Origin of the sequence: Streptomyces synnematoformans, assembly GCF_039531005.1 — a bacterium.
Lineage (GTDB): Bacteria > Actinomycetota > Actinomycetes > Streptomycetales > Streptomycetaceae > Streptomyces > Streptomyces synnematoformans.
Genome location: NZ_BAAAPF010000255.1, coordinates 1 through 10,251 on the forward strand (window position 1 = coordinate 1; position 10,251 = coordinate 10,251).

Sequence of the window (10,251 nt, forward strand, 5' to 3'; positions counted from 1 at the left end):
CTCCCGCGGCAGCAGGGCGGGGTCGGGGTTGCCGGTGGACAGGTCGAGGGCGCCGGGCGGCACGGCGACGCTGATCCGCTCGCGGGGGGCGGTGGCGGGGCGGGCCCGCACCCGGGTGCCGCGCCGGCCTGCGGTCTCGACGACGCCGCGCTCGCGCAGCATGCGGTACGCGGCGGCCACCGTGTTCGGGTTGACGTCCAGCTCCGCCGCCAGCGTCCGCAGCGGCGGCAGCGGATCGCCGGGCCGCAGCGCACCGGCGCCGATGCCGCTCTCGATGCTGGCGGAGATCTCTGCTGCGCCCCGGCCCTCGATCCGATACTCTCCTAGCACAAAGAAGATATTGCACTAGTACAAAGAGAAGCGCAAGCCCGCGCCGTGTGCCGCCCGCACGCGCCGCCGAGCACCGAGGGAGCCGCCCGTGTCCACGACCCCCGCCGCCTACCCGGCCACCGACCGCACCGTGCCCACGCGCTCCCGTGAGCGGGCGTCGTACGACCGCGCTGCGGTGCACTCCGTGCTCGACGCCGGCTACGTCTGCCACCTCGGTTTCCTCCGCGACGGCCGCCCCGTCGTGCTGCCCACGCTCTACGCGCGCGTCGGCGAGCAGCTGTACGTGCACGGCTCCACCGGGTCCCGCCCGCTGCGCACCGCCGGGCGCGCCGGGAGCGCCGGGCTGCCGGTGTGCCTGACCGTCACGCACGTGGACGGGCTGGTGCTGGCCCGCTCCGCGTTCCACCACTCGCTCAACTACCGCTCCGCGGTCGTGCACGGCGACGCGTACGCCGTGGCCGACCACGACGAGCGGACGGCGGCGCTGGACGCGATCGTCGACCACATCGTCCCCGGCCGGTCCGGCGACTCCCGGCGCGCGAACGCCAAGGAGCTGGCCCAGACGGCCGTGCTCCGGCTCGCCATCGAGGAGGTCTCCGTCAAGCTGCGCACCGGCGGCCCCAATGACGAGCCGGAGGACCGTCAGCTGCCGTACTGGACGGGGGTGGTGCCGGTCGCCCCCGTCTACGGCACGCCCGTGCCGGCCGACGACCTGGCGCCCGGCATCGAGACCCCCGGCTACCTGCCCGCGGGCTGACCCGGTGCCGCCCCGGCCGCCCCCGGCCGCGGCGGCCGAGGGCGGCCGGGCCGTCACCGGCGGGTGCCGGACACCTTCCTGCCGTCGTCCCGCCGCCGCGGCACGCTCCCGGCGACCGGCTCGCCGCGCTCCCCCGGCGCGGACGCCGGCACCGCCAGCTGCGCGGTGAACGCGCCGATCAGCACCAGCGCCCCGCCCACGATCTGGGCCGCGCCCAGGTGTTCGGCCAGCAGCACCCACGCCAGCACGGTGGCGATCACGGCCTCCAGGCACGCGACGACGCCCGCCACCGGCGGCGAGAGCCGGCGCACCGCGAGGACCCCGAACAGATACGCCAGCACGGTCGTCACCAGGATGATCCAGGCGATCAGCGTCCAGGCCGGCAGCTGCCCGCCGGCGAGTTCGGCGCGCTCGCCGAGCAGCGACCACCGCAGGTTCCAGGGCCGGGAGACGGCCGTGAGCACGACGGCGCCGACGATCAGCCCGTACGCGATGACGCCCAGCGGGTGCGGCGCCGGGCCGTCCCCGGAGTCGGTGCCGTGCCCGGCGAGGACGAAGTAGGCGCACTGGCAGCACGCCGCGCCGAAGGCGAGGAGCAGCCCGAGCGGGTCGAAGCCCAGCCCCGCCCAGACCTCGACCACGCAGGCCAGCCCGGTGACCGCGAACAGCACGCCGACGGCCGCCTGCCGGGTGACCGGCCGGCGCTGGACGAACCGCACCCAGCCGAGCACCAGCGCCGGCCCGAAGAACTCGATGAGCAGCCCCACGCCGACCGGGATGCGGGCGATGGCCGCGAAGTAGAACGCCTGCACGCCGGCGACCGCGAGCACGCCGAAGCCGGCGAGCAGCGCCGGCCGCTGCCGTGCCAGGGCGCGGTGCCGCCAGGCGAGCGGCAGCAGCACCAGCGCGGCCCCGGCGATACGCAGCCACACCACGTGCAGCGAATCCATGCCCTGCTCGATGAGCGGCTTCGCCGCCACCCCGGAGCCGCCGAACGCGAGCGCGGAGGCCAGCGCGAACCCGAGCCCTGCGCGCCTGTCGAATGACTGCTGCATGCGGGTGATTATGTCAGCGCCGTACATGAGTGTCATTACTCATTGCTGCTGACACCAGGCGCACGGGCGCACACCCGCATCCTCCCCTCGTCCCGGGGGAACCCATCCCGGTGGAACCGATCGCTCCCCGCTCGGGTCCAACGACCGACACCCCACGATCTGGTCACTTCGAGCAGCCAGGGGGAACACATGACACGACAGCCCAGCCGCGCCCGCACCCGCATCGCCCTCGCCGCCCTCGCCGCGGCCGGGCTGCTGGCCGCGGGCTGCGGCACCGACTCCGACGGCGCGACCACCGACCCCGCGGGCAACGCCGAACCCCGGCGGGCCGAAGGCGCCGGCGGCGACGAGAGCACGCGGAACGGGGACCGGGCGGAGCGGAACGCCCCCGCGAAGAAGGAGGACGGGGCACCGGCGCAGCCGGCCGAGGGCGCCGGGGACGACGCGGCGGACGACGGCGCCGCCGCGGAACCGCTCGGGGCGAAGCCCACGGCGGAGTCCAAGGCGGAGCCGAAGGCGGCCGCCGGCGGTTCCGCGGCGGCCTCCTGGTGCCGTACGGGCGACCTGTCGGCCTCCGTACGCCCGCTCAACCCCGCGGCGGGCAACCGCTACGCGGCGCTCGTCCTCACCAACGACTCGGACTCCGCATGCCGCACCCGCGGCTGGACCGGCCTGCAACTGGTCGGGGAGGACGGGGCGAACATCCCGACCGAAGTGGTACGGGACCGCAGCCGCACCCCGTCCATGCTGACGCTCGCACCCGGGGCGGCGGCGTGGAGCAGGCTGCACTGGACGGTGGTGGCCGGCGACTCGGACGACGGAAGCGGGGCCTGCCGGCCGAAGCCGGCGGCGCTGGAGGTCATCCCGCCCGACACGTACCACCACACGGACGCCGCATGGCGGCTGGGCGAGGTCTGCAACGCCGGCCGCATCGACGCCCTGCCCCTGGCGAAGGGCACCGGCCCGGCGCGCTGACGTGTGCGCGGCTGCGCCGCGGTGCCCGGCCGGCCGAGCCGGGCACCGGGGCTCAGCTCTCCTCGGCGAGGATGAGGTACAGCTTCTTGCGGGCCTCGTTGACCACGGCCAGCGCCTCCTGGCGCTGCTCGGCGGTGCCGGTGGTGTACACCTGCCGGAAGGCCTCGGCGAGCGCGAAGCCCGACTGCCGGACCTCCTGCAGCGCCTCCCAGTCGACGCCGCGCCCGGCGTCCTCCCAGGGCGCCTCGGGTCCCGACTCCGCCTCCTCGCGGCCGGCGGCGGTGAGCGAGAACAGCTTCTTGCCGCCCTCGGAGGCGCTGGCGATCAGGCCCTCGTCCTCCAGCAGCTGCAGCGTGGGGTAGACCGAGCCGGGGCTCGGCTTCCAGGCGCCGCCGCTGCGCTCGGAGATCTCCTGGATCATCTCGTACCCGTGCATGGGGCGGTCCTTCAGCAGCGCCAGGATCGACGCCCGCACGTCGCCGCGGCGTGCGCGGCCCCGCGGGCCGCCGCGGCCCCGGCCGAAGGGAGGCCCGAACGGCGGGCCGAACCCGCCGAAGGCCGAGCGCCGCCCGTCACGCGGGCCGTATCCGTGTCCGTGTCCGTGGGATCGCATGGTCATCACCTCTTCTTGATCTCTTCTGCGATCGATTGCGACACGTCAACGATATATCGGTGATAGTCGTAAGGCAAGCACCGGCCGTTCCGGACCCGGACACGGAGAAGCCCCCGGAGAGCCGCTGGCTCTCCGAGGGCTCGCGCTGCCGTTACGACCGCCGCGCCGTCACCGGATGTCGACGTCGATGCAGGCGTAGAAGGCGTTTGCCGTGTCGTACACGTTCCACACGGCCAGGACCTTCTGGCGGCCCGTGATGTTGCCGAAGTTCACGGTGTGGCTGAACGAGTCGGGCGGCTGGGCCCCGCCGTCGTTGAACTCCGCGACCTTCTGGCCGCCGACGAAGTACTGCCACGTGCTCGTGCGGTGGTTGGCGGTGATCTGCCAGGTGAACGACTGCGTCCGGCTGACCGGCGTGACCCGCCAGCCCTTGCTGTCGTCGTTGAGTTCCGCGAACCGGCCGTTGCCGCCGTGGCAGCTCTTGAGGCCCTTGGGCCCCTCGACGCTCTGCGGCTCCCACTTGATCTGACCGCACGAGACGGTGCCCTGCGCACACTGCTGCTGCCGGCTGGGCGGCGAGGTGATCCAGCCGTGCGCACCGGCCTGCGGGGCGGGGAGGGCGAGGACGACCAACGGGGTCACGGTCGCCGCAACGACCGCTGCACGCTTTGTGAGACTGCGCATCTTGTCTCTCCCTGCATGGGGGGCATTGGTCTAGACTTTATCTATTGTCAGACCACCGTCAATACCGTGGACCAGGGAGGCCGCGCCGCCGAAGGCGCGGACGGTGCCGGAATTCCTCATTCCGTAGGGAGCCAGCCCACCTTCCCCGCGAACAGCGCGTAGCCCACGAAGGCGACGATGTCGATGAAGGCGTGCGCCGCCACCAGCGGCCCCACCCGCCCCCACCGCCGGTACAGCAGGACGAACACCACGCCCATCACCGCGTTGCCGACGAAGCCGCCGATCCCCTGGTAGAGGTGGTACGTCCCGCGCAGCAGCGAACTGCCCGCCAGCGCCGCCGCCGGGGTCCAGCCCAGCTGGTCCAGCCGGCGCAGCAGGTAGCCGACGACGATGACCTCCTCCACCACCGAGTTCTGCACCGCGGAGAGGATCAGCACCGGGATCTTCCACCACACGTCGGGCAGCGACTCCGGCACGACGGTCAGGTTGAACCCCGCGGCCCGCGCGCCCAGGTAGAACGCTAGCCCCGTCCCCCCGACCACCGCGGCCACGGCCGCGCCCCAGCCCAGGTCGAACGCCGGCCGCCGGTGGTCGAACCCCACCGCGCCCAGCCCGCCCGCGCGCTCGCGCACCAGCAGGTACGCCACGAGCGCCACCGGCACCAGCGCGGTAGTGATCCCGAACATCTGCCATGCCAGATCCAGCCACGGACGGCCGGGCGCGGCGGAGGAGTTGAGGTTGGCCGACTGCTCCTTCAGCCCGCCCGGCCGGGTGACCGAGCCGGTGAAGCTGATCAGGGCCGAGACCGCGCTCGCTCCCAGGGACAGCGCCAGTACCAGCAGCGTTTCGCTGCGCAGCAGCCGGCGGGACTGGTCCTGCACTCGCTCCTCCAATTGGTCAACCCCTCCCCACAGGACCCACCGTCTCGCTAGGGTCACCGGAAAAACATGTGACCAATATGCGGCTGTCCGGGGGGACGACTATGGGACGACACAGCTTGCCCGATGCGTACGGAACGGACGGCGCCGCGCCCCGGCGCAGCGTACGGGGCCGCGCGGTGGTCGTGGCGACCGCCCTCGTCCTGGTGATCGGCGCGGGCACGCTGGTCGCCGTGCAGACCGGGATGCTGTCGGCGGACGAGCCCTGCGCGGGGCCGGACCTCGAACTCGGCGTCGTCGCCGCGCCCGACATCGCCCCCGCCGTCCGCAAGACGGCGGAGCGCGCCCGCAGGGCGGAGCTGAAGACCGACGGCCGCTGCCTGAACGTCGAGGTGACCGCGCGCCCCGCCGCCGAGGTCGCCCGGTCGCTGCGCGACGCGGGCGCGCGGCCGGACTTCCAGGTGTGGATCCCCGACTCCAGCATCTGGACGGGCCTGGTGACCGCCGGCGACGGCGCGACCGTCGACGAGGTCACCCGGCTGGCCACCTCGCCCGTCGGCATGGCCGCCCTCCCCGAGGGCGCCCGCAGGCTCGGCTGGCCCGACCGGACGTACGGCTGGGCCGAGCTGACGGACGCCGCGATGGGCGACGGGGCCGGCCTGCGCCTCGGCACCGCCGACCCGGCCGTCAGCGCCACCGGCGCGCTCGCGCTGACGGCGGTCCACCGCGCCGGCGGCAAGCACGCGGACACCCGTACGGCCGCCACCGCCAAGCTGCTCGCCGAGCGGGTCGAGCCCGGCGACGCGGCGGTGCTGGCCTCGCTTCCGGACTCCGGTCTGGACGACCCGCGGGACAACGACGCGCTGTTCCTCTCCGAACAGGCCGCCTTCCGCCACAACGCCGGGGCGATCACCGGCGGCCGGCTGGACATGTTCTACCCCGAGGGCGGCACGGTCGCGCTCGACTACCCGTACACCATCGTCAACAACGACGCCATGGCGATGGACCGGGTGCGCGCCGCCAGCCGCTTCCAGCGGCTGCTGACCGACGACACGGCGGTCGCCCTGCTGCGCCGCCAGGGCTTCCGGACCGCCGAGGGCGGCGCCGGCGGGGAGCTGGCGGCGGCGGCCGGCGGCGCCGGCCCGCAGCCCTTCGACGCGCCGCCGGCCGCACCGCCGGCCCCCGAGGAGGTGGCCGCGGTCCTCGGCATGTGGACCGTCACGGTGCAGAGCGCCCGGCTGACGACCGTGGTCGACGTCTCCGGGTCGATGGGCGAGCCGGTGCCGGGCGAGCCGGGGCAGACGCGCATGGACGTCACGAAGAACGCCCTGATCCAGGCCCTTTCCCAGTTCACCGGCGAGGACGAGATCGGGCTGTGGCGGTTCTCCACCCACCTGGCGGGCGAGCAGGACTACGAGGAGGTCGCCGGCACCACCCGGCTGGCCCAGCGCACCCCCGACGGCACCAGCCACCGCGAGCGCCTCGCGGGCGCCTTCGGCGGCCTCGAACCGGTCGCGGACGGCGCGACGGGGCTGTACGACACGGCGCTCGCGGCGTACGCGCGGCAGGTCAAGGAGTACGCGGCCGGCCGCTTCAACGCGGTGGTGCTGCTCACCGACGGCGCCAACGAGGACCCGGGCAGCATCTCCGCCGGGGACCTGGCCGCGCGGCTGCGCGAGACGGCCGACCCGGAGCGCCCGGTGGGCCTGATCGTCATCGGCATCGGGCCGGACGCGGACGTCAAGGCGTGCGACCGGATCGCGAAGGCCGTCGGAGGCGAGTCGTACCGGGTGACCGACCCGAAGGAGATCCACGCGGTGCTGCTGCGGGCGGTGACGGACGCCGGCGCCAAGGCGGCGCTGTCCTGAGCCGCGACGGCGCTCCCGTACGCCCCGGGCGGCCCCACGCCCGCCGTGCCCGCCGCGCCCGTCAGTCCACCGGCCAGCTGTGCACCGGCTCCTCGGTGCGGGTCAGCTCCACGTACCGCCGCGTCATCTCCGCCAGCGCCGCGCCCCGGTCCAGCCCGCGGTCCAGTGCCCGGTGGTAGGCCGCCGACTGCCACGACGCGCCGTTGACCCGCCGCCGGCAGCGCCCCTCGATGACGCCGAGGTAGCGGTCCCGGTCTGCGGGGTCGACGCCCCAGGCGTCCAGCCCGGCGGCGGCCATGGGCAGCAGCTCGTCCCGTACGAGCCGGGCCGCCGGCACCCGCGCCACGCCGCCGAGCCGCCGCCGGCCCGGCCACACCAGCGTGGCGTCGATGCCGTCCCGGCAGGCCGCCGCGAAGTTGGCCGCCGCCCCGTCGAAGGGCAGCCGGCCCCACACCGGGCGCTGTTCGTCGGCGAGGGAGCGCACCAGCCCGTAGTAGAAGGCCGCGTTGGCGACGACGTCGGTGACGGTCGGCCCGGCGGGCAGCACCCGGTTCTCCACCCGCAGGTGCGGCACGCCGCCGGCGACGTCGTACACGGGCCGGTTCCAGCGGTAGACGGTGCCGTTGTGCAGCACCAGCTCGGACAGCTCCGGCACCCCGCCCGCGTCCAGCACCTGCAGCGGCTCCTGGTCCGAGCACAGCGGCAGCAGCGCGGGGAAGTAGCGGATGTTCTCCTCGAACAGCTCCAGCGGCTCGGTGACCCAGCGCTCGCCGAACCACGCGCGCGGGCGCACGCCCTGCGCGCGCAGCTCCGGCGGCCGGGTGTCGGTGGCCTGCAGGAACAGCTCCGGCCGCGACTCCCGCAGCAGTTCGCGGCCGAAGACGAAGGGGGCGTTGGCGCCGAGCGCGACCTGCACGGCCGCCGCCGCCTGCGAGGCGTTCCAGACGTCCGCGAACCGCCCGGGGGTGACCTGCAGGTGCAGCTGCACGGACGTGCAGGCGGCCTCGGGGGCGATGGAGCCGGTGGTGTACGTCAGTTCCTCCACCCCGCGCATGTCGAGCCGGATCGCCTCGCCGCGCGCGGCGAGTATCTGCTGGTTCAGCAGGTGGTAGCGGTCCACCTCGGAGAGGTTGGCGGAGACCAGGTCCGCGGCGGTCAGCGTCGGCAGGATGCCGATCATCACGATCCCGGCGTCCACCTCGCGCGCCTGCCGGTCGGCGTACCACAGCCCGGTACGCAGCTCTTCGGCGAGTTGGTCGAGCACCCGGTCGGCGAGCCGGTGGGGCGCGATGTTGACCTCCAGGTTGAACTGGGCCAGTTCGGTCTGGAAATCGGGGCTCGCAATGCGCTCCAGCACCTCCGAGTTCATCATGCGCGGCATGCCGTCCCCGCCCACGAGATTCAGCTCTATCTCCAGCCCCATCAGATTCTGCGGGCGGTCGAATCTCTTCTCCTCCAGCAGTCGCTCCAGCCCCGCGAGGCACTCGCGGAGCCGCTGCCGATAGCGGTGCCGGTCGGACAGGTCGAACCCGCCGGCCACGGCCTTCTCGCCCATCGAGGTTCCTCCTCGGCTCGGCTGCCCGGGATGATGCCCAGGCGTGCCGATCCCTAATGCCCGCGACCGCCGCGGGTCGGCTACGCTGAGCGCCCCGCGCCGTACGGAGTCGTTCCGAACCGCGCACCGCCGGGCACGCGCCGCGCCGCTCGCCGGTGGGCCGCCGACACCGGCGAGATCCGGCCGACCCCGCACGACGGCGGCCGCCGGGTCCGTCAGGTATTTCCCGCCGACCTTCCGGAAAAGGCCAGAGAATAGCCGACCGAGAATCCCCTTGCCAATTTCACCGGAGCGGCAAGACGGAAGGGCCGCCACCGGTTGTCGTATAAAATTCGCGGACGAGGCAGAGAGTTGGCGCCCTCACACGGATGCGGTCCCCTCTGACCCCGCTAGCAGACAGCGCCGTCCGCATCTCGCTCCCCGCTCTGCTCCACGTCTGTCGAAGGTAGGCGACCCCTTATGCCGCTCAGCGTCCTTACGCCCCCCTCTCCGGCTCTGCGCAGCGTCCACGCCGCGCTGAAGTCCCCGACGGCGGTGCGCGGGACCCGTACGCTCGCACCCGCGTTGGCGACCGGCCCGGCGGGCGCCACGGACCCGCTGCCCGTCCACGTCCTGGACGGCGTCGGAGCCGGGGACGGCCCGCCGCACGCGGCCCTCACCGGCTGGCGGTTCCACCTCGCCGCCGAGGGCCGCGTCGTCGCCGCCGCGGAGGCGCGGATCACCCCCGACGGCTGGGCGTTCTCGCACTTCTCCGAGGGGCCGTACGTCGCCTCCACCCAACGCGCCCTGCGCCAGGCCGAGTCGCTGACCGCCCGCGTGCAGCCGCGGCTGCTGTCCGTGCCCGAGCTGTACATGGTCACGCTCTGGCTGCGCACCGACCCCGGCGCCGCACCCGAGTCGGGCGCGGTCGACCCGGCGGACCTGCTGGTGCCGCTGGTGCCCGCGGCGCCCGGCATCAGCGCGCACCGCGCGCACCGCGCCGGCGACCTGCTGCCCGCGCTGCGCGACCGGCTCGCGGCGGCGCGGCTACTGGGCTCCTCCGCCTGATCACGGCGAGGTCACGGTCTGATCACCGCTGTGGACTGGTCCACTCCCCCGGGCGCACCGCCCGAAAGGATGGTCCGGCACCGAGCAACCGCCCGCGAGGGTGATGCGTCTTCTGCCCCGGAGACCACCTGCCGGTAAATCCCTGCGGATTGACGCTCGCGGGGGAACACTGGTTGCGGAACGAGTCGACACGGGGGCGGCGATGACATCTGCAGACCGCAGGACCGAGACCAGGAACCAGCGAGAGAACCCAGCCATGTGCCAGCACCAGCCACCCTGCCCGACCGCCCAGTCCACCGACCGGGAGGCGGCGCGCCCGGTGGCGCACCACCCGGAGCAGGGCTGGAGCCTGCTCTGCAACGGCGTTCTGCTGTTCGAGGACACCGGCGAGCTGCTTCCCGACGGGCGGATCATCGCGCCCTCCCGGCCGCCCACCGCCGACGACGTGACCACCGCGGCCTGAGCGGCGGACCCGGCAGCGCCGGCCCG

Annotated in this window: 11 protein-coding genes; 5 read left to right on the forward strand and 6 right to left on the reverse strand. The window is 74.2% G+C overall.

The genetic code is table 11. From position 1 onward, the window contains the following. A partial coding sequence (locus ABD317_RS27725; RefSeq protein ID WP_344293104.1) for a GntR family transcriptional regulator occupies positions 1-330 on the reverse strand: 330 nt, incomplete at its 3' end. 88 nt (positions 331-418) lie between these two features. Here ABD317_RS27725 and ABD317_RS27730 point away from each other — a divergent pair. Continuing rightward, positions 419-1,087 carry a pyridoxamine 5'-phosphate oxidase family protein gene (locus ABD317_RS27730; RefSeq protein ID WP_344293106.1) on the forward strand — a complete coding sequence of 223 codons (669 nt, stop codon included), beginning with the start codon at positions 419-421 and terminating at the stop codon, positions 1,085-1,087. A 53-nt stretch (positions 1,088-1,140) separates the two neighbouring features. On the opposite strand, the gene ABD317_RS27735 is transcribed toward ABD317_RS27730, so the two are convergent. After that, on the reverse strand, positions 1,141-2,169 hold the full coding sequence (locus tag ABD317_RS27735; RefSeq protein ID WP_344293108.1) for an EamA family transporter: 1,029 nt from the start codon (positions 2,167-2,169) through the stop codon (positions 1,141-1,143). 162 nt (positions 2,170-2,331) lie between these two features. Between ABD317_RS27735 and ABD317_RS27740 the strand changes: the two genes are divergently transcribed. Continuing rightward, positions 2,332-3,117, forward strand: coding sequence for a DUF4232 domain-containing protein (locus tag ABD317_RS27740; protein ID WP_344293110.1), 786 nt, complete (start codon positions 2,332-2,334; stop codon positions 3,115-3,117). A 52-nt stretch (positions 3,118-3,169) separates the two neighbouring features. On the opposite strand, the gene ABD317_RS27745 is transcribed toward ABD317_RS27740, so the two are convergent. From ABD317_RS27745 to ABD317_RS27755, 3 genes are all read right to left on the reverse strand, one after another. Next, on the reverse strand, positions 3,170-3,730 hold the full coding sequence (locus tag ABD317_RS27745; RefSeq protein WP_027757532.1) for a helix-turn-helix transcriptional regulator: 561 nt from the start codon (positions 3,728-3,730) through the stop codon (positions 3,170-3,172). A gap of 168 nt (positions 3,731-3,898) precedes the next feature. Then, on the reverse strand, positions 3,899-4,414 hold the full coding sequence (locus ABD317_RS27750; protein WP_027757531.1) for a lytic polysaccharide monooxygenase: 516 nt from the start codon (positions 4,412-4,414) through the stop codon (positions 3,899-3,901). Between the two features lie 116 nt (positions 4,415-4,530). After that, positions 4,531-5,295, reverse strand: a complete 765-nt coding sequence (locus tag ABD317_RS27755; protein ID WP_344293112.1) for a CPBP family intramembrane glutamic endopeptidase — start codon at positions 5,293-5,295, stop codon at positions 4,531-4,533. A gap of 101 nt (positions 5,296-5,396) precedes the next feature. Here ABD317_RS27755 and ABD317_RS27760 point away from each other — a divergent pair, with 101 nt between their 5' ends. Beyond that, positions 5,397-7,160: a substrate-binding and VWA domain-containing protein gene (locus ABD317_RS27760; RefSeq protein ID WP_344293114.1), complete on the forward strand. Its 1,764-nt coding sequence runs from the start codon at positions 5,397-5,399 to the stop codon at positions 7,158-7,160. A gap of 61 nt (positions 7,161-7,221) precedes the next feature. Here the strand turns inward: ABD317_RS27760 and ABD317_RS27765 are convergent, their stop codons facing one another. Beyond that, positions 7,222-8,715 (reverse strand): glutamate-cysteine ligase family protein, encoded by a 1,494-nt coding sequence (locus tag ABD317_RS27765; protein ID WP_344293116.1) that lies wholly within the window; start codon positions 8,713-8,715, stop codon positions 7,222-7,224. A 459-nt stretch (positions 8,716-9,174) separates the two neighbouring features. Between ABD317_RS27765 and ABD317_RS27770 the strand changes: the two genes are divergently transcribed. Together ABD317_RS27770 and ABD317_RS27775 are read left to right on the forward strand one after the other, a co-directional pair. Further along, on the forward strand, positions 9,175-9,762 hold the full coding sequence (locus tag ABD317_RS27770) for a hypothetical protein (protein ID WP_344293118.1): 588 nt from the start codon (positions 9,175-9,177) through the stop codon (positions 9,760-9,762). Positions 9,763-10,018: 256 nt separating this feature from the next. Further along, positions 10,019-10,225: a DUF5999 family protein gene (locus ABD317_RS27775; RefSeq protein WP_344293120.1), complete on the forward strand. Its 207-nt coding sequence runs from the start codon at positions 10,019-10,021 to the stop codon at positions 10,223-10,225. Positions 10,226-10,251 lie beyond the last annotated feature (26 nt).

Excerpts from the sequence above, each read along its gene's own strand:
- ABD317_RS27775 (WP_344293120.1), top strand. The coding sequence starts at position 10,019 with ATGTGCCAGCACCAGCCACCCTGCCCGACCGCCCAGTCCACCGACCGG.
- ABD317_RS27760 (WP_344293114.1), top strand. The coding sequence starts at position 5,397 with ATGGGACGACACAGCTTGCCCGATGCGTACGGAACGGACGGCGCCGCG.
- ABD317_RS27740 (WP_344293110.1), top strand. The coding sequence starts at position 2,332 with ATGACACGACAGCCCAGCCGCGCCCGCACCCGCATCGCCCTCGCCGCC.
- ABD317_RS27735 (WP_344293108.1), bottom strand. The coding sequence starts at position 2,169 with ATGTACGGCGCTGACATAATCACCCGCATGCAGCAGTCATTCGACAGG.
- ABD317_RS27750 (WP_027757531.1), bottom strand. The coding sequence starts at position 4,414 with ATGCGCAGTCTCACAAAGCGTGCAGCGGTCGTTGCGGCGACCGTGACC.
- ABD317_RS27765 (WP_344293116.1), bottom strand. The coding sequence starts at position 8,715 with ATGGGCGAGAAGGCCGTGGCCGGCGGGTTCGACCTGTCCGACCGGCAC.
- ABD317_RS27745 (WP_027757532.1), bottom strand. The coding sequence starts at position 3,730 with ATGCGATCCCACGGACACGGACACGGATACGGCCCGCGTGACGGGCGG.
- ABD317_RS27770 (WP_344293118.1), top strand. The coding sequence starts at position 9,175 with ATGCCGCTCAGCGTCCTTACGCCCCCCTCTCCGGCTCTGCGCAGCGTC.